Origin of the sequence: Actinophytocola sp. (genome assembly GCF_036002505.1) — a bacterium.
Classification (GTDB): Bacteria; Actinomycetota; Actinomycetes; order Mycobacteriales; family Pseudonocardiaceae; genus DASYTH01.
The window spans coordinates 1-20,551 of the sequence record NZ_DASYTH010000316.1 but is presented as its reverse complement, the minus strand read 5'-3'; the positions used below and the strand labels follow the sequence as shown (position 1 = coordinate 20,551).

Sequence of the window (20,551 nt, the reverse complement as noted above, 5' to 3'; positions counted from 1 at the left end):
CGGCGTTGGAACTCCGCCATGACCAACGGAACCTCAGGGGACCGTGACGGCAGCCAGCCACAATCATCCCGACGACCGCACCGTTCGCTGGAACGCAACAGCGGTAAGAATTCCGGAGAGGCGGGACTGCGATGTCCGATTCCCGCTAGCTTGCTGCCCTGTGCGCTGGCAGCATGGACGCCGTGCTGATTGATCTCGAGCAGGGGTACCGGGCGGTGACGGCCCGGGACGCGCGCTTCGACGGGCAGTTCATCCTCGCCGTGCGCACGACCGGGATCTACTGCCGGCCGTCCTGCCCGGCGATTACGCCGAAGCGGCGCAACGTGGAGTTCTACCCGACGGCGGCGGCCGCGCAGCAGGCCGGCTACCGGGCCTGCCGGCGCTGCCTGCCGGACGCCGTGCCCGGCTCGCCCGAATGGAACCTCCGGGCCGACCTGGCCGGGAGGGCGATGCGATTGATCTCCGATGGGATCGTTGAACGAGAGGGCGTTCCCGGCCTCGCCCGCCGCGTCGGCTACTCCGAACGGCATCTCACCCGCGTGCTCACCACCGAACTCGGTGCCGGCCCCCTCGCGCTGGCCCGTGCTCACCGCGCCCACTCGGCCCGCCTGCTGATCGAGACCACCACGCTGCCCCTCGCGGACGTGGCGTTCGCCGCCGGTTTCGCCAGCGTCCGGCAGTTCAACGACACGATCCGGGCCGTGTTCGGGGTGACACCCACCGAACTTCGCATGGCCGCCCGGCGCCGGGCCCGCGGCGCCGCCCCCACCGCCGGCCGGCTCACGCTGCGCCTGCCCTACCGTCCCCCGTTCGACGCCGCCGGCCTGCTCGGATTCCTCGCCGCCCGCGCCATCCCCGGCGTCGAGTCCGTTGTGGACGATGAGTACGCCCGCACCCTTTCCCTGCCACACGGCCAGGGCACCGCCCGGTTGCGACCGGCAGACGGCCACGTCGAGTGCACCCTGCGCCTGACCGACATGCGCGACCTCGGTAGCGCCGTCGCCCGCCTGCGCCGCCTGCTCGACCTCGACGCCGACCCCGGCGCGGTGGACGAACTCCTGTCCACCGACCCCGCCCTCGCGCCCCAGGTCGCCGCCACCCCCGGCATCCGCCTCCCCGGCTGCGTCGACGCCGCCGAGATCGTCAGCCGCGCCCTCATCGGCCAGCAGATCACCGTAGCCGCCGCCCGCACCGCCCTCGGCGTCCTCAGCGCCGCCCTCGGCGACCCCCTCACCACCCCCGACGGCGACCTCACCACGCTGTTCCCCACCCCCGCCGCCATCGCCGCCCGCGGCGCCGAAGTCCTCACCGGACCCCGCCGCCGCATCGCCACCATGCTCGAAGTCAACGCCGCCCTGGCCGCCGGCTCCTTGGAAGTCCACGTCGGCGCCGACCCCATCGAGCTTTCCCATGCCCTGCAAGCCTTCTCCGGCGTCGGCCCCTGGACCGCCGGCTACGTCCAAATGCGCGTCCTCGGCGCCACCGATGTGCTCCTCGCCGGCGACGTAGCCCTCCGCAACGGCGCCCGCGCCCTCGGCCTACCCTCCGACACCGACGGCCTCACCCAACACGCCCGAACCTGGCAACCCTGGCGCTCCTACGCCGGCCTCCACCTCTGGCGTGCATCAACCCCCACCCCACGAAGGAAATCATGACCGCCTACTCGTCCACAGTAGACACCCCCATCGGCCCCTTCACCGCCATCATCGCCACCGACGAGGTCGTCCTCGCCTCCGGCTGGACAGACTCATTCGACGCTCTCCTCCCGGTAATCGCCCCCCACCTCCGCCCCATCGAGGTCCGCCGCCGCCCCGACCTGGGCGCCGTAACCAAAGCCATCCGCCTCTACCACGAAGGCAACCTCACAGCCGTCGACGACATCCCCGTCCGCCAATCCTCCGGCCAGTTCATCACCCACGCCTGGGACATCCTCCGCACAGTTCCCCCAGGCAAACCCACCACCTACACCAACTTCGCCGCCCTGTCCGGCCGCCCCGAAGCCATCCGCGCAGCCGCATCAGCCTGCGCCCGCAACGCCGCCGCCCTCTTCGTCCCCTGCCACAGAATCGTGCGCACCGACGGCTCCCTGGGCGGCTTCCGCTGGGGCCTCCCCGTCAAATGCTGGCTGCTGAACCACGAGCTTCCGAGCCACCAGCTCAAGACGGCCGACGATTGCCGGCCTCAATAGCGTCGGCCAAGCGGCCGATACCAACGTGAGTGACACCCTGCCTCAAATCAACCCATCGCGCGCGCAGCTGGGGCGGAATTTGACTGCCGTCCGCACCTGGCAGCAACACAGGAATAACAGCTTGAGCACGGTCGATTGCGGAGTTCAATCCTTCTTGCTGAAGCTCCACACCAGAACGGTCCGGTCCAATAAAATAGGCGATGATTGGTGCCGATTCTGGCGCGGCTTCGAACTGCTCCACGGTGGTCTCGCCGATTTTACTCAACCTACCGAACGGTATCCTCAATCCCCGCTGAGACAACTTCTCGACGATCTCGACGATTACCGAACGATCACTCAGAAGATAACTGAAGTATGCGTCCCAGCGCGGCCGCACTTCGGCGGGATCGAGCGGAGACAGTCGCCGTTGATCCCGCAAAAAATCCACACTGGCGTGGCGCAGTTCCGCATTCCGGAGCCACAATTTTCCTTCAGATCCGAGCAACAGCATCTGAAGTTCCGGCTCAGACAGTAATGCCGCTGCCACCCGCGCCTGATCGCCTTCTTCCGATGCACGTCGCGCAAAATCCGCGCGATTCCAGCGCACGACGTCTGCCGCCAGCTCATCTGATGCCAACAGCGTTGACAGCACGTCCGGCCATCGGAGTTCCAAGCAGCGCGAAATCGCGACGAGCTGGACGGGGATTGGTGGTGTATTGTTCAGCCTGGCCAGCTCCGAACTGATGGCCGTGTCGATTAGAATGTTGTTGATGAACCGGATGAGTGATCGAGGATTGCCACCAAATACCTCCGCCACGAGCGCTAGTACCGGCTTGAGCTCCTGGACCACATCCGAAGGCTGACCCGCTAGCAGCGACTCGCTGAAGTCCGCCATACGGCCACCATAAGGCGGGATGTGGAAGGGTAGCTGGACCATCTTGTCGAGGTAAAGCTGACCTTTGAAGTCGCTGATTCCGTATTCGGTGGTGTAACGGTGCTGCAGGTATCCTTCGATCACCCGGCGAGCTACACCCAAGATAAAGATGAAACCAGGCTGGGCTAGCACCAACTTGATGCTCTCGAGCAGCTGGATCGCCTGATCGGGAAAGCACCGGTCGAGATCATCGATGAGCACGACGACGCGAAGCTCGTCCTCCAACTGGACCGCATCGAGCCGGTTGAAGGCGCCGTAATACAGGCTTCTGTCCAGCAACGGATCCGACCTCAACCGCTCGTCGCGGTCGATCATCTCCTTGGCCACGAACGACGCCTCGACCTCGGCGAACCCCGGCACCTTGACTTTGGCCTTCGCCGAGAACCCGTAGGCGATCGCGCGTAGCGCGCCTACCAACGTCCGCCTGGTCTGGGCGGGGACAGCCTTGTGCTCCTCCAACTCGTGCACGATCGTTCCCACGAGAGGAACGATGGGATGCTCCTCCTTGTCGTGCCGCCACGCGTTGAACCAGACCGTCACCACCTGCGGGTTCTGATCCAGCTGTCGCTTGATCAACCGCAGCAGGCTGGTTTTGCCGGTCCCCCATTCGCCGAACACTCCAATGGTGAACGGGCCCTTCGTGTCCGCGGCGGCGGTGGCGAGAACCTGGGCATAGGTCTCGAACCCGAGGCCGTCGGCGGTTCTCAGATCGCTTTCGCCGATGGCCTGGTCGGCGATCAGGCTGATCTTCACGGCCGCATCCTTTGGATCGGGTGCTCAGGCGGTCAGCTGAAGTATCGATCCGGTGCGGGACTTGATTACGCGGAGGCGGACGGGGATGCGTTGGCGGAGTTCTTCGACGTGGGAGACGAGGCCGACGACGCGGCCGCCGCTGCGGAGTTCGTCGAGGGTGTCCATGACTTTGTCGAGGGTTTCGGCGTCGAGGCCGCCGAAGCCTTCGTCGACGAACAGTGTGTCGAGGAGGGAGCCGCCGGTTTGGGCGACCACGACGTCGGCGAGACCGAGGGCGAGGGCCAGTGACGCGACGAAGAGCTCGCCGCCGGACAAGGTCTTCACCGGACGGATCTGGCCGGAGTAGTCGTCGAGGACGTCGAGACCGAGGCCGCCGCGGGTGCCGCGGGGGCCGGCTTCGTCGGAGTGGACGAAGGAGTAGCGGCCGTGGCTCATCCGGCGGAGGCGGGCGGTGGCGGCGACTGCTACTTCCTCGAGTTTGGCGGCGAGGACGTAGGCGCGCAGGGACATGCGGCGAACATTCTGGCCGCGGCCGTTGACCACGTCGGTGAGGGCGGAGAGTTCGACGAACTCCTCTTCGAGTGGCGCGAGTTCGGCCCAGCGGGCGCGGAGGCGGGTGGCCAGGTCGGTGATCTCGTGGGCGCGGCGGCGGGCGGCGGTGGTGGCGGCGACGGCCTGCTCCGCGGCTTCGCGGGCTTGGGTGACGGCGGTGAGGGCGGGGGCGAGGTCGATCACCGTGTCGGGGTCGATGCCGGCGAGGTCGGGCTCGGCCAGGACGCGGCGCGCGGCGGCTTCGCGCAGCTCGGCGTCGGAGAGTCGCCGTTCCAGTTCGGCGAGATGCGGCTCGGTTCGGGTGGCGGCCCGGGCTTGAGCGAGGTCGGCGAAGCCGGCTTCGGCGACGGCGGTGTCCACGGCCGCGCGCTGCTCGTCGAGGCGCGCGGCCACGGCCATCCGCTCGGTTCGGGCCTCGGCCAGGGCGTCCAGTGCGGTGGCGAGGGTGAGCACGGAGGTGCGGCGGCTGGCGATGTCGGGGTACTCGCCGCGGGCGGCGTCGAGGCGTTCCGCCCGAGCGGTGATCCGCTCGACCAGCCCGGCCCGCTCCTGGCGCAGCGCGGCCAGCTCACGCTCGGCGGCACCGTGCCGTTCGCGGACGCGGTCGGCTCCGGTTTCGAGCGCCCGCAGGTGGTCGGCGAGCTCTTCGCGGCGGGCGGCGAGTGCGGCGGCCTTGTCGTGCTCGGCGACGGCCCGGCGGCGCAGACCGCGGATCTGTGTGGCGGTGCGCCCGGCCAACCGTTCGAGCAGGGCGGCGTGCCGCTGCTCGGCCTCCTTGAGCGCGACGGCGGCGAGCTGTCGGGCGTCGAGCGCCTGCTGCTCGACCTTGGTGGCCCGATGCTCGTCGACGGCAGTCACCGTGGTGAGCTCGAGCCAGGCCGGCTGCGGATGCTCGGTGGCGCCGCACACCGGGCACGGCCGGCCGGACACCAATCCGGCGGAGAGCTCCGACGCCATCCCGTCCAGTCGCCGCTGCCGGATGTCCAGCACCGCCTCGCGGGCCCGCTGGTGGGCATCCACGGCCCGGCGCTGCTGGGTGACGGCCGCCGCGACCGCCTTCTCCTCGGCCGGTAGCCGCGCGACATCCTCGGCCAGCACCACCGCATCATCCATTGTGGACTTCAGGCCAGGCAGCGCCGCCACGGCCGCCAGAGCCGCGTCCAGCTCCCCGCGGGCCGCGGTGATCTGTTGTGGTACGAGGGAAAGCTGTTCGGCCAGTTGCTCGGCCCGCTGCCGCGCCCGCTCCTCGTGCCGGTCCAGCTCAGCCACCCGAAGCCGCTCGGCATCCTGCTGAACGGCCTCCGCCAGCAGACCGGTCAGCGATCCGGCCTCCTCCCGCAACCGCCCCGCAGCCGTCCGCAGTTCAGCTACTTCGGCTTCGTGGCGCGGAAACCCGAGCCGAGCGACATCGGCGGACCGCTCGTGCTCGGCCAGTGCAGTCGACTTGAGCAGCTGTTCGAACCGGGTCAGCTCACGCGCCACGCCGGCGACCGCGACCGCCCGGCGCGCCGCCCCCAGCTCGGCCCGCAGCGCCTCGCGATCAGCGGCCTGTTCGGCCAGCGCCGCCAGCTCGACGGTGGCCGCGCGGGCCCGGCTGACCCGCTCCACCAGCGTGCGCCGCTCCACCAGTTCGTCGTCGGCGCGCTTCCGAGCCTGGCCCGCGGCGGCTTCGTGTTCCTCCGACTCGGCAAGCAGGGCGGCGGTCCGGTCGATCAACTCCGTCAGCCACGGCTCGCCGGCGTCCTCGGGCGGCTCCTCGCCGGCCACCTGCGCCGCCCGGGCAACCAGCTCGCGGGCGCCCTGCCGCCGGGTGTCCAGCGCACGGCCCCGCTCGGTGCGCAGATCCCGGAACCACTGCTCCACCCCGGCGAAGTGGCGGGTGCCGAACAGCCGCTCCAGCAAGCGTTCCCGCTCTCCGGTCTCGGCCCGGAGGAACCGGGCGAACTCACCCTGCGGCAGCAGCACGACCTGGAAGAACTGGTCCTTGCTCATCCCGAGCAGCCGCTCGACGGTCAGACTGACCTCGTCGATCCTGGTCAGCCCATCCGGCGCGTACCCGGCTGGCGGCGCGCCGGTCCAGGTCAGCGAGGCCCGCGCGTGCTGCTTGGTGGTGCCGCGGCCGCGCCGCCGCGGCCGCAGGTACTCCGGGCTGCGCGTCACCCGCAGGCGGTGGCCCTGCACGGTCAGCTCCACCGACACCACGGTGGGCGTGTCCTCGCCGGCGTAGTCGCAGCGCAGCCGCCGGGCCTCGCCACGCACCCCGGGCACGGCGCCGAACAGAGCGAACGCGACCGCGTCCAGCAGCGTGGTCTTGCCCGCCCCGGTGTCGCCGTGCAGCAGGAACAACCCGTCGGCGCCGAGCACATCGAAGTCGACGACCTCCTGCTTCGGGTACGGCCCGAATGCCGCCAACTCCAGGCGATGCAGCCGCATCTAAGGCCTCACGCCGCTTCCCGGGCCGGCCGATCGGCACCCGGCTCCATCGCCTCCGCGGCCGCCAGCGCGTCGCTGAGCAGGGCGCGCTCGCGGTCGTTCGGCGAGTCGCCACGGCAGTCCTCGACGAAGCAGCAGGAAACCTCGAGGTCGGAGCGCCCGCGCGCGACCTGGGCGTAGCGCAGGGCGCCGGCCGCGCACCCGCCTTCGGGCCGCCACTCCAGGTGCACGGCGTGCGGGAAACGCTCCTGCAGCCGGCGTAAGGCCTCGGTCGGGCGCACCGGGTCGGTCAGCTCGATGGACAGGAACCACTCGGTGCAGGGCTCGTGCGCGGGGTCGGTGAGCAGGGCGTCCAGCGTGCCGGTGAGCGTGCCGAGCCGGCGCGGCACCGGCAGCTCGCGGCGCTCCACCCCGGCCAGCCCGGCGGCGTCCAGCTCCACCAGGAGGACCGACTTGTGCTGCCGGGCCTCGGAGAACGAGTACGCCAGCGGGCTTCCGCAGTAGCGTAGGTGGTCGGCGATGCGCTGCGGCCCGTGCAGGTGGCCGAGCGCCACGTAGTCCACACCGTCGAACGCGGCGGCCGGCACCTGCTCGATGCCGCCGACCGCGATGGTGCGCTCGGACGCGCAGGCAGCCCCGCCGGTGACGAACGCGTGCGCGAGCACCACCGAGCGGGTGCCTTCGGGCCGGGTGGCGAGATCGGCGCGGACCCGGCGCATGGCCTCGGTGAGCACACCGGCGTGCCCCTTCGCGTCCGGCGCGCCGAGCGCCTGCCGGGCGGGTTCCGGCTCCAGGTAAGGGATTCCGTACAGCGCGACCGGCCCGTGCCGGTCGTCGAGCAGCACCGGGCGGTCCAGCTCGGCCACCCGCGTGCGCAGGTGCAGGCCGCCGGCCGCGGTGAACTCCCCGAACGCGCCGAGCCGGGGCGCGGAGTCGTGGTTGCCGGGGGTGACCACGAGCTGGGCGCCGGCCGCGCGGATCGTCTTCAGGATCCGGGTGCACGCGGACACCGCCTCGCCGGACGGCACCGCCCGGTCGTAGAGGTCGCCGGACACCACGACCACGTCCACCCGCTCGTCGGCCACCAGGTCGGCCAGGCCGCCGATCACGGTCTCCTGGTCGGCGAGCAGGTCCCGGCCGTGGAACATGCGCCCCACGTGCCAGTCGGATGTGTGCAGCACCCGCATGCCGCCCAAGTTAAGACCGCCCGCGGCCGACCCGGCGGCGCCACGCCGGTCGAACGCGTGTTTGAGCGGAATTGTCGGTCGGCTGGTCCATGATGTCGCCGCGTACCGACCCGGCTACTCGAAGGGAGACTCGTGACCGCGGTCCTCGGCACGATCGTGGCCGTCCTGCTGCTCCTGCTCGCGGCCGGCGCGGCGCTGTTCTGGCGGCTGTACAACGACGGCCTGCGGCGGGCCGACGCGGCGCTGGCCGACCTGCAGGAGGAGCGGCAGCGCTCCGACCGGCACCTGGCGGCGCTGCGCCGCTACGAGATCACGTTCGCGGCCATCGGCGGGCGCGGTGAGCTGGGCGAGCAGGTACTGGCGGACACCGCGCGGGCGTTGGGGTTGCGGGAGGGCCTGCATTTCACCGTGCAGACCGACGTGGGCGGGGGTGGTTCGGCCCGGCCGGACCTGTTACTGCTGGTCGGAGACGGCCGGCTGGTTCCGGTCGACGCCAAGATGAGCATGGCCTGCTGGACCGAGGCGGTGGAGACCGACGACGCCGAGGAGCGGGCCGACGCCCTGCGCGTGCACGTCCGCAACATCCGCTCGCGGGCGGCGGACCTGGCCGGCAAAGGCTACCAGCGCTGGGCGGACGCGATCTACGGGACGATCATGTTCGTGCCGTCCGACGCGGCCGTGGTGGCCGCCCTGGACACCGACCCGGATCTGCTGCGCTGGCTGCTCGACCGGCGGATCTTCCTGTGCGGGCCGACCGGCTTCGCGATCGTCGCCTCGGCGGCGCTGTTCGCCGCCACCGAGCGGGTGCTGGCCGCGGACGTGGAGACGGTCCGGTCGCAGGCGTCCGGCGCCTACCGGGCGGCCACTGCCGCCGTGGACGCGGTGAACGTGTCGAGCACGCACCTGCAGCGGTTCCTGCAGGCCAGACGGCGAGAGCTGGACGCGCTCAGCCAGTTCCGGGTGGCCGTCGGGCCGTTGCGGGACGCGGCCGCGAGCCCCAGCGCGATCGCCACGGTGCGCGATCCGGACGAGATGCCGGTGAACGGCGCCGTGCCGACGGTCGATCACTCGATGGTGGCGGAGGTGCCCCTGGACTGATCCCCAACTGAAGACTCGAACAGCACTGGACGGCCGGCGCCGGCCGTGGTCCGGACCATTCGCATTCCCCTCAGACGGGCTAACCTGTGACGGTGACCGCGACCCACGATCGTCCGAGCGATCTCGACGAGGAGCCCGCCGAACCGGCGTGGGATGAGCGTCCGATCGTGGGCACCAGGCGCGGATTGCCGTGGTGGGGTGCGGTTCTGCTGGCGTTCGGGCTGGCCGCGATCGCGGCGTGGATCGACGTCCAGCGGCAGGACTCGCTCGGCCGGATCTACCAGGGCGCCTACGTGCTCGGCTGCCTGGGCGCGGTGGCCCTGGTGCGGCGGCGCAACCTGTTCGGTCCGATGGTGCAGCCACCGCTGGTGTTCGCGGTGACCGCGGTCGGCGCGGTGGTGCTCAACCAGCCGGGTTCCCCGTTCAGCGCCGGGCTCAAGCAGCTGCTGCTGTCCGTGGCCCTGCCGCTGACCAGCAACTTCCCCACGATGGCGATCACCACCGGGGCCGCCGTGGCGATCGGGCTGTTCCGGTTGTGGCTGCAGCGGGATCCCAATCCGCGCGTCCGAAGCAACCGGGCCGGCCGCGAACCGGCCGGCGCCATGGACGCCCGCCCGGGCCGCGGCGACCCGGCTTCCCGCCGGCTGCGCGATCGCCCACCCGTCGACGGCCCCGGATTCGACCGTCCGGACCGCTCCGCCGGACGCGGCGGCCCGCCCCGTCCCCGTCGCGATGCCAGCCAGCGCTCCGGACGGGACGCCGACCGCGTGGACCGCCCGGGCCGCGGCGAACCCCCACGCACCGGCCGAGGCCGCGGCGAACCCCCTGCCGGCGACCGCCCGGTGCGCGGTGACCGCCGCCCCGTCGACCCGGATCGTCGCCGCCAACCCCGTGATCCGGGCCAGCGACGCACCGATCGACCCGGCCCTGACCAGCCACGCCGCCCCCGCCGCCCACCCGACGACTACCGCTAACCCGACCGCGCGAGTTCGACGCTCCAGCAAGCGAGTTCGGCATTCGTGCAACCGAGGTCGACGTTCCTGAACGGGCGACTCGGCGAAGGGTTACGGCGCGGCGTCGAGCTTCTTCCGCAGCTCCCGGGGCAGCGCGAAGGTGATCTTCTCGTTGGCCGTGGTGACCTCCTGCACGTCGGCGTAGCCGCGCTCGGCGAGCCACGCCAGCAGGTCCATCACCAGCTCGTCGGGGACCGACGCGCCGCTGGTCACACCGACCGTGTCCACCCCGTCCAGCCACGACTCGTCCACCTCGGACGCGAAGTCGATCAAGTAGGCGGCCCGGGCGCCGGCCAGCAGCGCGACCTCGACCAGCCGCTTCGAGTTCGACGAGTTCCGCGAGCCGACGACCAGCACCAGGTCGCATTCCGGCGCCATCGCCTTCACCGCGACCTGCCGGTTCTGCGTGGCGTAGCAGATGTCGTCGCTCGGCGGGTCGGCCAGGTCCGGGAACCGGGCGCGAAGCTGGTCCACCCGCTCCATGGTCTCGTCGACCGAGAGCGTGGTCTGGGACAGCCAGATGACCTTGGACGGATCCCGGACGACGACCCGGTCCACGTCCTCGGGCCGGTCCACGAGCTGCACGTGCGACGGCGCCTCGCCCGCGGTCCCCTCGACCTCCTCGTGCCCCTCGTGCCCGATCAGCAGGATGTCGTAGTCGTCCCGGGCGAACCGGCGCGCCTCCTGGTGCACCTTGGTCACCAGCGGGCAGGTCGCGTCGATCGTGCGCAGCCCCCGCTCGGCCGCCGCCTCGTGCACCGCGGGCGCGATCCCGTGCGCCGAGAACACCACCAGCGCGCCCTCCGGCACCTCGGAGACCTCGTCGACGAAGATCGCGCCACGGGCCCGCAACGTGTCCACGACGTGCCGGTTGTGCACGATCTCCTTGCGCACGTACACCGGCGGCCCGTAGGTCTCCAGCGCCTTCTCGACAGTCACCACAGCCCGGTCGACACCAGCGCAATAACCGCGGGGCTTCGCCAAGAGAACACGCGTCATGCCCCCAAGGGTACGGACGCCCAGGTGACGGCACATCTGGCAGGCTTACGTCATGAGGTCACTCCCGCTGCCACTGAGGGTCGCGGCCGGGCTCGCCGCCACCGCCGTCGAGCAGGCCCGCGAGCTGCCGGCCAAGCTCGCCGGGCTACCGGTGACGGTGGCGAGCCAGGCGCTGCAGATGTCCATGCGGGTGCAGCAGCACGTCACCGAGCTCGCCATCAAGGGTGACGAAGTTCTCGCCGGGCTCCGGCCGGTGGAGGAGACGCCGGAGTGGGCGACGTTCGACGAGGACCTCGACGAAAACCGCTACGACGTCAGCCGCCCCGCCCCGTTCGACCGGGTCGGCACCGACTGGGCCGAGCCCTCCCCCAACGGCCAGGCCGCGGATCTGGAGCCCGACCCGTGGACCGCGGAGGAGCGTGCGCTAGCCGAGGAGACCGCCCAGGACGTCGCCGCCGAGTACAGCGCGGAAGGCCCGGCCGGCGTCGGCAACTACGACCAGCTCTCCCTGCCCCAACTCCGCGCCCGGCTCCGCAAGTTCACCGCCGACGAGCTGGCCGAACTGCTCGAGTACGAGCGCGCGCACGCCAACCGCCCCGCCTTCGTCGGCATGCTCACCCGCCGCATCGCGACGGTCCACGATCACCCGTGAGCGGAGCTTGCGGAGCGAACCATGAACACTGCCCCGTCGCCGAGGGCCTCAGGCAGGGATCGCCATCATCCGAGCTTGCGAGGTGATGGCGTGACGAATCCGACCACGCCGGAGAATCCCTGGCCGGTACGCACCGTCGCGCGCAAGATCATGGAGTACATCGACCGGTGCGGCTGGGTGTGGGTGGAAGGCCAGGTCACCCAGATCTCCGCGCGCCCCGGCACCGGCACGGCCTTTCTGACGTTGCGGGACCCGGCCGCGGACCTGTCGATGTCGGTGACCTGCTCGGCCGACATGCTGCGCGCGCACCAGCCGCCGCTGACCGACGGCGCCCGGGTGGTCCTGCACGCCAAGCCGTCGTACTACATCAACCGCGGCACGCTCTCCCTGCGCGCGGACGAGATCCGCGCGGTCGGCGTCGGTGAGCTGCTGGCCCGCATCGAGCGGCTGCGCCGGCTGCTCGCCGCGGAGGGCCTCTTCGACCCGGCCCGCAAACGCCGCCCGCCGTTCCTTCCGGACACCGTCGGGCTGATCACCGGCCGCGCCTCGGCGGCCGAGCACGATGTGCTGGTCAACGCCAAGGCCCGCTGGCCGGCCGTGCGGTTCCGGACCGAGAACGTTGCTGTACAAGGCGCTCTGGCCGTGCCGCAGATCGTCGACGCATTGTCCGCTTTGGACAGAGACAGCACGGTGGACGTGATCGTGATCGCCCGCGGCGGCGGCAGCGTCGAGGACCTGCTGCCGTTCTCCGACGAGACGCTGTGCCGCGCGGTCGCCGCCTGCCGCACCCCGGTGGTCAGCGCCATCGGCCACGAGCAGGACACCCCGCTGCTCGACCACGTGGCCGACGTGCGCTGCTCCACCCCCACCGACGCCGGCAAACGCGTCGTCCCCGACGTCGCCGAGGAGACCGCCCGGGTCCGCCAGCTCCGCGACCGGGCCCGGCGGGCGCTGCACGGATGGGTGGACCGGGAACGCCGGCTGCTGGACTCGTTGCGCAGCCGGCCGGTGCTCGCCGACCCGTTCACGCCGCTGGACCGCCGCGCCGAGCAGGTCTCGGCGCTCGTGCAGCGGGCCCGGCGCGCGGTGCTGCGCCGGCTCGACGCCGAGCGTTCGGCACTGCATGCCACGAATGCCCGCTTGACGGCGCTCGGACCAGCGGCCACGCTTGCCCGCGGGTATGCGGTTGTGCAGCGCGTCGACCCGACCGGCCACACCGGGGTGCTCCGCTCCGCCGACGAGGCGCCCGTGGGCACCCGGCTTCGGGTCCGGGTCATGGACGGCGCGGTGTACGCGGTCGTGTCCGGGGAGCATGACCCGCCGGTGAGTGGAGGTAGCCGTGGCGAGACTCGAGCGTGAACCGAGCTTCCTGCCGCTCACCCTGTCCACCGCGAACACCGTGTCGGCGGCCGTGCGGACGGCGCCGGCGCTGCGGGCGAGCGCAGCCGCGGTCACCCGCAAGGCGTCCGAGGCGAATGCGGCCGCGGCGGAATGCTGGACGGCCCTGCTCGCCGGCTGCGACGGACCGGGCACCCGCGCGCTTCCGACCCGGCTCCGCGAGCTGTCCGAGGCGACGTCGCTGTTCGCCGGCCTACGCTGGTGGCACGGCGACGGCTCGCAGCACCGGCAGCGGGTCGGCCGGGCGCAGCGGCGCATCGAGGAGGCGATCACCGAACGGGACGGCGAAGACTTCGCCGAGGCGTTCGTCGGCTACGACCAGGCGGTCGCCACCGCCCTCGCCCGCGCGCACAGCAGATTGGAGAGCACCACCCGGTGAGCGAGCTTGCGAGCGAACCATTGAGCACTGCCCCGGCGCCGAGCTTGCGAGGCACCGGGGTCGCCATCACCGAGCTTGCGAGGTGATGGATTTGAGTGAGCCCGAGCTGGATTACGAGCAGGCGCGCGACGAGTTGACGTCCGTGGTCGCCAAGTTGGAGGCGGGCGGCCTGTCCCTCGAGGACTCGTTGGCACTATGGGAACGCGGTGAGGTGCTGGCGAAGGTCTGCGACGGGCATCTCGCCGGCGCGCGCGAACGGATCGAGAGCGCACTCGCCGCCGTGGAAGAGCAGGCTTAGGAAAGCAACGCCACGTTGTGGCTCCAGAGGGAAAGCAACGTCACGTTGCTTCCCTACCGGGGCAACGGGTTCGCCGACTGTACGGCTTTTGCCAGGACGCGGAACTCCTCCTCGCCGGCCGTGCCGGTGATCAACACCGTGGCGCCGCTCAGCTGCGTCACCCACGCCTGCTCCTCGCGGCGGCCCGGGTAACGCGTCCACTGCACCCCGTCGACGTCCACCTCGCCGCTGGCCCGCGCGCCGTTCCGCTCGGTCTCCGCGACCAGCACCTCCGGCGCCTTCCCACCGGACTGGCTGAGCTGCGCGAACTTCCCGCCCGGCGTCAACCAGCCGACCCGGACGATCACGCTCGCCCCGGCGCCTACCGCGGACGTGGACGCCGAGTTGGCCCGCCAGCCGGCCGGCAGTTCCGGCCGGCGAACCGGGAAGTCGACGGATGCCGCCGCCGCAGCCAGCTCCCGGGAGGCGTCCGCGGTCGGCGCCGTGTTGGGGTCGACGCTCGGCCCGCCCGGGCTGAACGAGCAGCCGCGGCCGAACCCCAGCAGCGCCACGACCACGAGCAGCAGCACGGCGAGCGCGCCGAGGAGGTCACGCATTCTGGTGGCGGCGCGCGGGGGTGGGGTGTCGGTCACCTGAACATCGTGTCAGGCCACCGGAACCGGCTGTTCGGTGACGCTTGGTTATCGGAATTGCCCAGAATCTGGGAGGATCGAAGGGTAGCCCCAGTTCACCGCGCCAACTCGGAGGAACCCATGACTACGTCGGGCACAGGGACCACGACCACGCGGCGGCGGGAGGCACCGGACCGCAACCTGGCCCTCGAGCTGGTTCGGGTCACCGAGGCGGCGGCGATGTCCGCGGGCCGCTGGGTCGGTCGCGGCGACAAGAACGGCGGCGACGGCGCGGCGGTGGACGCCATGCGCAAGCTGATCGGCACGGTGTCCATGCGCGGCGTCGTGGTGATCGGCGAGGGCGAGAAGGACCACGCGCCGATGCTCTACAACGGCGAGGAGGTCGGCGACGGCAACGGCCCGGACTGCGACGTCGCGGTGGATCCGATCGACGGGACCACCTTGATGGCCAAGGGAATGCCCAACGCCATCGCGGTGCTCGCGGTGGCCGAGCGGGGCGCGATGTTCGACCCGTCCGCGGTGTTCTACATGGAGAAGCTCGCGGTCGGCCCGGAGGCCGCCGACGTCATCGACATCACCGCCCCGGTGGACGAGAACATCCGGCGGGTCGCCAAGGCCAAGCACAGCGACGTGTCCGACGTGATCGTGTGCATCCTCGACCGGCCGCGGCACGAGAACCTGGTGCGCGAGGTCCGCGAGGCCGGCGCCCGGATCCGCTTCATCAGCGACGGCGACGTGGCCGGCGCGATCTCCACCGCCCGCCCGAACACCGGTGTGGACCTGCTGCTGGGAATCGGCGGCACCCCGGAGGGGATCATCGCCGCGTGCGCCATGAAGTGCGTGGGCGGCGCGATGCAGGCCCGGCTGTGGCCTCGGGACGACGCCGAGCGGCAGAAGGCCATCGACGCCGGCCACGACCTCGACCGGGTGCTGGAGACCGACGATCTCGTCCGCGGCGACAACGTGTTCTTCTGCGCGACCGGGGTGACCGACGGCGACCTGCTGCGCGGGGTGCACTACCGGGCCGGCGGCTGCACGACGCAGTCCATCGTGATGCGCTCGAAATCCGGCACCGTGCGCATGATCGACGGCTTCCACCGGCTGACCAAGCTGCGCGAGTACTCGTCGGTGGACTTCGACCTCAGCGGGCACACCGCGGACGCGGAGCACGTCATCCCGCCGTTGCCCTGATCCGTCCGGCGAGGCAACGCGGACGGCGGCACATCACGTTTTATGGACGGATGGCGCAAACGAGCAACCCGATCCTGATCTCTGGCGTCATCCTTGGCATAACGAACGGGATCTTGCTGAGGGAGCCGACATGCGGGTGAAGAAGCTGATCGTGGCCGCGACCGTGGCGGGAACCGCCGTGCTGTCCGCCTGCGGCACCGGCGCTTCCGCGGCCGGGGGTCCGACGGTTCCCGCGTTACCGGCCAGCAGCGACACCCCGAGCACGACGGCCGACCCGACCACCACCCCGCCGGCCCCGCCGCCCGCCCCGGCGACCACGACCACCACGAAGACCACGCCGAAACCCACGACCAGCAAGCCGAAGCCCAAGCCGGCGCCGCCGCCCGCGCCCGCCGGCGGCACGCCGTGCACGATCACCGACGGCGCGTGCATCGACCTGTCGGCGAACCGGTCGTGGCTGCTTTCCGGCGGCAAGGTCACCTACGGCCCGGTCGCGATCACCAGCGGCCGCCCGGGCTTCCGCACCCCGCCCGGCCTGTTCCATGTGCAGTACAAGGACATCGACCACAAGAGCCGGGCGTTCAACAACGCGCCCATGCCGTACTCGGTGTTCTTCTACAACGGCATGGCGTTCCACTCCGGCAGCCTCACCGTGCAGTCGCACGGCTGCATCCACCTCTCCACCGCCGCCGCCAAGACGTACTTCAACACCCTCAAGGTCGGCGACGCGGTCCAGGTCGTGCCCTGACGCAACCTTCCCCGCCCGCGCCGCGTGAGTTCAGCACGACCACGCGGCGCCGGGAGGGGACGTGCGACGACTGCTCGGGATTGCTCTGCTGGCCGGCACGGCGCTGACCGCCTGTGCCGCGCCGACCGCATCCAGCGCCCCGCCCACCACGACGGCCCCGACCGCCACCGTCACGACAGCGTCGACGACCACCCCGGCGCCACCCCCACCACCACCGCCTCCCCCTTGCGCCCCAACGGTTCGCGCCTGCGTGAGCCTGTCGGCGAAGCAGGCCTGGCTGCTCACCTCGGGTGTGATCGACTACGGCCCGGTCCCGATCTCCCACGGCGCCCCGAGCTCCCCCACCCCACTCGGCAACCTTCCCGGTGTCGTGGAAGGACGCCGAGAACACCAGCAGCATCTACGGCACGCCCATGCCGAACTCGGTCTTCTTTGCCCCCGGCGGCATCGCCTTCCACGAAGGCAGCATCACCGAGCCCTCGCACGGCTGCGTCCGCCTCACCCCGGACGCCGCCAAATTCTTCTTCGACCACCTCACCCGCGGCCAGCTCGTGCAGGTGGTTACCTGATCGCGGTGACGATCCAGGCCCGGGAGTCGAACCGGACGCCCTCGTCGGTCTGGTTCGCGGTGAGGGCGGCGCGAAGCCGGTCGAGGGCCGGCTCGACCTCGGCCGGTTCGAGCTGCGCGAGCAGGTCCTTCGTGCTGCGCATGCCGAGCACCACCGCGGTGGCGGTGGCGGCGTCCGAGCCGTAGGAGACGGGTTCCCGTACGTCCGCGCACTCGACGTGGTGGTAGCCGGCGGAGCCGAGGATTCTCCGCACGGTGTCCGGATCGGCGAGCGAGGCGGGCCCCGGCCCGGCCGGTGGGGGCACCGTCCGGCCCGGAAGGAGCGATTCGCGAACCGTCCTCGACCATTCCTGGCGGTCCCGGTCCTGCCAGACCGCCATCGCCAGCCGGGCCCCCGGCCGCAGCGCACGCCCGATGTTGGCGAACGCGGCCACCGGGTCGGCGAAGAACATGCTGCCGAAGCGGCTGATCGCCAGGTCGAACCGGGCCGCCGGGAACGGGTGGAGCTGGGCGTCGGCCTGCTCGAAGGTGACGTTGCCGAGCCCCTCTTCGGCGGCGCGCCGCCGGGCGACCTCCAGCATGCGTGTGGACAGGTCGACGCCATGGGCGCTCCCGGACACCGCGACCCGCGCTGCGTCCCGGGTGGACTTCCCGGTGCCGCAACCGATGTCGAGAACCCGATGCGTTTCCTCGATGTTCGCGGCCGCGCGCAGCAGGCGCCCGTAACCGTCCAGCTCGGTCTCGAACACGTCGGCGTGCTTGGCCCAGTGCTCGCCGATCGGGCCGTCCCACTCGGCCGCCTGCGCGGCGTTGTCGGTCATGGCTCAGCTGACGTCGCTGGAGTGGCCGGGGAAGAGGTGGGCTTCGGGGTCGAGCGCGACGGCGATGTTGTTGACCGCGGTGGCCGCCTCGCCGAAGCCGGTGGCGATGAGCTTGACCTTGCCGGGGTAGGCGGCGATGTCGCCGGCGGCGTAGATGCGTTCCCGCGCGGTCTTGCCGGTGCTGTCGACGGCGATGGCGCGGCGGTCGATCTCCAGGCCCCAGGACTCGATCGGACCGAGGTCGGCGGTGAAACCCAGTGCGGCGACGACGGTTTGGGCGGAGAGGACCCGGGTTTCCTGGCCGGACTCGCCTTTGACGGAGAGCTCCACCTCGGCGAGGCCCGCGCTGTCCCCACGCAGCTCCATCACCTGCGCGTCGGTGATGATCGGCACGCCGAGCTCCTGGACCTGCCGCACGGTCGCGGCGAACGCGCGGAACTTGTTGCGGCGGTGGACAAGCGTGACGCTGCGGGCGATCGGATGCAGGGACAGCACCCAGTCGAACGCCGAGTCGCCGCCGCCGACCACGACAATGTCCTGGCCGCGGTGCACCTCCGGCGCCGGCACGAAGTGCACGACGCCGCGGCCGAGCCAGCCGTCGCCGGCCGGCAGCGGCCGCGGGGTGAACTCGCCCATGCCCGCGGTGATCAGCACCGTCCCGGCGCGGATGACCGTGCCGCCGTCCAATCCCACGTCGAACCCGCCACCGTCCACTTCGGACAGCGTCATGGCCTTGCGGCCCAGCAGGTAGTTCGGCTTCCACTGGTCGGTCTGCTCGACCAGCGCGGTGACCAGGTCCCGGCCGCGCACCGCGGGGAACCCGGCCACATCAAAGATCATCTTCTCCGGGTACATCGCGGTGACCTGCCCGCCGGGCTCGGGCAGCGAGTCCACGATGGCCGTGGAGAGCTCGCGGAACCCGGCGTAGTACGCCGCGAACAGGCCGGTAGGTCCGGCGCCGACGATCAGCAGGTCGACTTCCGTCGGTGTCGGTTTCGTCATACGTACCGCCTCGACCCAGGGGTGGGAGCTTGGCAGAAGCCTATTTGTTCAACGTCACCATGCCCACAGGAGTGGCTCGCGCCACACTGGTGTCATGGTTGAGGGTGAGTACCGCATCGAGCACGACACCATGGGTGACGTGCGCGTTCCCGCCGCCGCACTGTGGCGGGCGCAGACCCAGCGGGCCGTGGAGAATTTTCCCATTTCCGGTCGGGGCCTGGAACGCGCCCAGATCCGCGCCCTGGGCCTGCTCAAGGCCGCCGCGGCCCGGGCCAACCGCGCGCTGGGCGTGCTCGACGACGATGTCGCCGAGGCCATCGCCGCCGCCGCCGACGAGGTCGCGGCCGGCGAGCACGACGACCAGTTCCCCATCGACGTGTTCCAGACCGGCTCCGGCACCTCGTCGAACATGAACGCCAACGAGGTGATCGCCACCCTGGCGAGCAGGAAGCTCGGCCACGGTGTTGATGTGCACCCGAACGACGCGGTCAACGCCTCCCAGTCCTCCAACGACACGTTTCCGACCGCGATCCACATCGCCGCCACCGAGGCCGTCGTCCGCGACGTCCTCCCCGCGCTGACGCACCTGGCGGAAGCCATCGAGAAGCGCGCCGTCGAGTGGGCCGACGTGGTGAAGTCGGGCCGCACCCACCTGATGGACGCCGTCCCGATCACACTCGGCCAGGAGGCGCACGCCTGGGCCAGCCAGGTCCGCTACGGCATCGACCGCCTCACCAGCTGCCTCCCCCGCCTCGGCGAGCTGCCCATCGGCGGCACCGCGGTCGGCAGCGGCCTCAACGCGCCTTCCGGCTTCGGCGCTCTTGTCGCCACCGAGCTGGCATCGCTGACCGGCCTGCCGCTCACCGAGGCCCGCGACCACTTCGAAGCCCAGGCCACCCAGGACAGTGTCGTCGAGACGTCCGGCCAACTCCGCACCGTCGCGGTGTCCCTGTTCAAGATCGCCAACGACCTCCGCTGGCTCGGCTCCGGCCCCCGCACCGGCCTCGCGGAACTGTCGCTCCCCGACCTCCAGCCCGGCTCCTCGATCATGCCCGGCAAGGTCAACCCGGTCATCCCCGAAGCCACCATGATGGTCGTCGCCCAAATCATCGGCAACGACGCCGCCGTGGCTTTCGCCGGCTCCCAGGGCAACTTCCAACTGAACGTGATGCTCCCCGTCATCGCCCGCAACGTCCTGGAGTCCGCCCGCCTCCTCGCCGCCGTCACCCGCCTCCTCGCCGACAAAGTCATCACCGGCGCCGTCGCCAACGCCGACCACCAACGCGAACAAGCCGAGTCCTCCCCCTCCATCGTCACCCCCCTCAACCGCTACCTCGGCTACGAGGAAGCCGCCGCCATCGCCAAACAATCCCTGAAAGAACGCAAAACCATCCGCGAAGTCGTCCTCGAACGCGGCCACGTCGACAACGGCAAACTCACCCTCGCCCAACTCGACGAAGCCCTCGACGTCCTCCACATGGCCCGCGGCGGCCGGTAACGTGCCCCGTGTCGTCATCCTCGGCCGCGGCGCATCAGGCAAGTCAACCCTGGCGACACACCTGGGCAAGATCACCGGCCTGCCCGTGATCGAACTCGACAAGCACTTCTGGCACACGGACCTGACGCCGGCGCCCCTCGACGAATGGGCGCAAACGCAACGGGATCTGGTCGACCAGGCCAACTGGATCATGGACGGCGACCTCGGCCCCTACGACGTCCTCGACGT

19 protein-coding genes are annotated in these 20,551 nt (G+C 71.1%); 12 read left to right on the top strand and 7 right to left on the bottom strand.

The window, feature by feature from the left end:
* Nucleotides 1-173 precede the first annotated feature (173 nt).
* A complete protein-coding gene (locus VGR06_RS27560) occupies nucleotides 174-1,655 on the top strand; it encodes an AlkA N-terminal domain-containing protein (protein ID WP_327562048.1) in 1,482 nt (493 codons plus the stop codon).
* On the top strand, nucleotides 1,652-2,188 hold the full coding sequence (locus tag VGR06_RS27555; RefSeq protein ID WP_327562047.1) for a methylated-DNA--[protein]-cysteine S-methyltransferase: 537 nt from the start codon (nucleotides 1,652-1,654) through the stop codon (nucleotides 2,186-2,188). Before VGR06_RS27560 ends, VGR06_RS27555 begins: the two co-directional genes overlap by 4 nt.
* On the opposite strand, the gene VGR06_RS27550 is transcribed toward VGR06_RS27555, so the two are convergent.
* From VGR06_RS27550 to VGR06_RS27540, 3 genes are read right to left on the bottom strand one after another with little or no spacing between them, the layout of a single operon-like run.
* Entirely contained in the window at nucleotides 2,157-3,854 is a 1,698-nt protein-coding gene (locus VGR06_RS27550) for a P-loop NTPase fold protein (RefSeq protein WP_327562046.1), read from the bottom strand. The genes VGR06_RS27555 and VGR06_RS27550 overlap by 32 nt on opposite strands.
* Before the next feature lie 24 nt (nucleotides 3,855-3,878).
* Nucleotides 3,879-6,839 (bottom strand): SMC family ATPase, encoded by a 2,961-nt coding sequence (locus VGR06_RS27545; protein WP_327562045.1) that lies wholly within the window; start codon nucleotides 6,837-6,839, stop codon nucleotides 3,879-3,881.
* An 8-nt stretch (nucleotides 6,840-6,847) separates the two neighbouring features.
* Nucleotides 6,848-8,026, bottom strand: a complete 1,179-nt coding sequence (locus tag VGR06_RS27540; protein ID WP_327562044.1) for an exonuclease SbcCD subunit D — start codon at nucleotides 8,024-8,026, stop codon at nucleotides 6,848-6,850.
* Between the two features lie 132 nt (nucleotides 8,027-8,158).
* On the opposite strand from VGR06_RS27540, the gene VGR06_RS27535 reads away from it, so the two are divergent.
* Nucleotides 8,159-9,124 carry a DNA recombination protein RmuC gene (locus tag VGR06_RS27535; RefSeq protein ID WP_327562043.1) on the top strand — a complete coding sequence of 322 codons (966 nt, stop codon included), beginning with the start codon at nucleotides 8,159-8,161 and terminating at the stop codon, nucleotides 9,122-9,124.
* Nucleotides 9,125-9,216: 92 nt separating this feature from the next.
* Entirely contained in the window at nucleotides 9,217-10,098 is an 882-nt protein-coding gene (locus tag VGR06_RS27530; protein ID WP_327562042.1) for a DUF6542 domain-containing protein, read from the top strand.
* 90 nt (nucleotides 10,099-10,188) lie between these two features.
* On the opposite strand, the gene VGR06_RS27525 is transcribed toward VGR06_RS27530, so the two are convergent.
* A complete protein-coding gene (locus VGR06_RS27525; protein ID WP_327562041.1) occupies nucleotides 10,189-11,172 on the bottom strand; it encodes a 4-hydroxy-3-methylbut-2-enyl diphosphate reductase in 984 nt (327 codons plus the stop codon).
* 16 nt (nucleotides 11,173-11,188) lie between these two features.
* On the opposite strand from VGR06_RS27525, the gene VGR06_RS27520 reads away from it, so the two are divergent.
* The 4 genes from VGR06_RS27520 (at nucleotide 11,189) to VGR06_RS27505 (ending at nucleotide 13,863) form a co-directional block, all read left to right on the top strand.
* Nucleotides 11,189-11,788, top strand: coding sequence for a lipid droplet-associated protein (locus tag VGR06_RS27520; protein ID WP_327562040.1), 600 nt, complete (start codon nucleotides 11,189-11,191; stop codon nucleotides 11,786-11,788).
* A 90-nt stretch (nucleotides 11,789-11,878) separates the two neighbouring features.
* The gene (xseA, locus tag VGR06_RS27515; RefSeq protein ID WP_327562039.1) at nucleotides 11,879-13,147 is read left to right on the top strand and encodes an exodeoxyribonuclease VII large subunit; all 1,269 of its coding nucleotides are present in this window, start codon (nucleotides 11,879-11,881) and stop codon (nucleotides 13,145-13,147) included.
* The gene (locus VGR06_RS27510; RefSeq protein WP_327562038.1) at nucleotides 13,128-13,565 is read left to right on the top strand and encodes a sugar ABC transporter substrate-binding protein; all 438 of its coding nucleotides are present in this window, start codon (nucleotides 13,128-13,130) and stop codon (nucleotides 13,563-13,565) included. Before xseA ends, VGR06_RS27510 begins: the two co-directional genes overlap by 20 nt.
* A 91-nt stretch (nucleotides 13,566-13,656) precedes the next feature.
* Complete coding sequence (locus tag VGR06_RS27505) at nucleotides 13,657-13,863, top strand: exodeoxyribonuclease VII small subunit (protein ID WP_414637342.1); 207 nt, start codon at nucleotides 13,657-13,659, stop codon at nucleotides 13,861-13,863.
* Between the two features lie 53 nt (nucleotides 13,864-13,916).
* Here VGR06_RS27505 and VGR06_RS27500 read toward each other — a convergent pair whose 3' ends face one another.
* Nucleotides 13,917-14,495 carry a DUF4245 domain-containing protein gene (locus VGR06_RS27500; RefSeq protein ID WP_327562036.1) on the bottom strand — a complete coding sequence of 193 codons (579 nt, stop codon included), beginning with the start codon at nucleotides 14,493-14,495 and terminating at the stop codon, nucleotides 13,917-13,919.
* 120 nt (nucleotides 14,496-14,615) lie between these two features.
* Here VGR06_RS27500 and glpX point away from each other — a divergent pair, with 120 nt between their 5' ends.
* From glpX to VGR06_RS27485, 3 genes are all read left to right on the top strand, one after another.
* Complete coding sequence (gene glpX, locus VGR06_RS27495; protein WP_327562035.1) at nucleotides 14,616-15,686, top strand: class II fructose-bisphosphatase; 1,071 nt, start codon at nucleotides 14,616-14,618, stop codon at nucleotides 15,684-15,686.
* A gap of 130 nt (nucleotides 15,687-15,816) precedes the next feature.
* Nucleotides 15,817-16,434: a L,D-transpeptidase gene (locus VGR06_RS27490; protein ID WP_327562034.1), complete on the top strand. Its 618-nt coding sequence runs from the start codon at nucleotides 15,817-15,819 to the stop codon at nucleotides 16,432-16,434.
* Nucleotides 16,435-16,799: 365 nt separating this feature from the next.
* A complete protein-coding gene (locus VGR06_RS27485) occupies nucleotides 16,800-17,003 on the top strand; it encodes a L,D-transpeptidase (RefSeq protein WP_327562033.1) in 204 nt (67 codons plus the stop codon).
* Here the strand turns inward: VGR06_RS27485 and VGR06_RS27480 are convergent.
* Both VGR06_RS27480 and VGR06_RS27475 read right to left on the bottom strand, forming a co-directional pair.
* Entirely contained in the window at nucleotides 16,996-17,823 is an 828-nt protein-coding gene (locus VGR06_RS27480; protein ID WP_327562032.1) for a class I SAM-dependent methyltransferase, read from the bottom strand. The two genes, VGR06_RS27485 and VGR06_RS27480, sit on opposite strands and share 8 nt — an antisense overlap.
* 3 nt (nucleotides 17,824-17,826) lie before the next feature.
* Entirely contained in the window at nucleotides 17,827-18,825 is a 999-nt protein-coding gene (locus VGR06_RS27475) for an NAD(P)/FAD-dependent oxidoreductase (RefSeq protein ID WP_327562031.1), read from the bottom strand.
* Between the two features lie 94 nt (nucleotides 18,826-18,919).
* On the opposite strand from VGR06_RS27475, the gene VGR06_RS27470 reads away from it, so the two are divergent.
* On the top strand, nucleotides 18,920-20,323 hold the full coding sequence (locus VGR06_RS27470; protein ID WP_327562030.1) for a class II fumarate hydratase: 1,404 nt from the start codon (nucleotides 18,920-18,922) through the stop codon (nucleotides 20,321-20,323).
* Nucleotides 20,324-20,551: the final 228 nt, after the last annotated feature.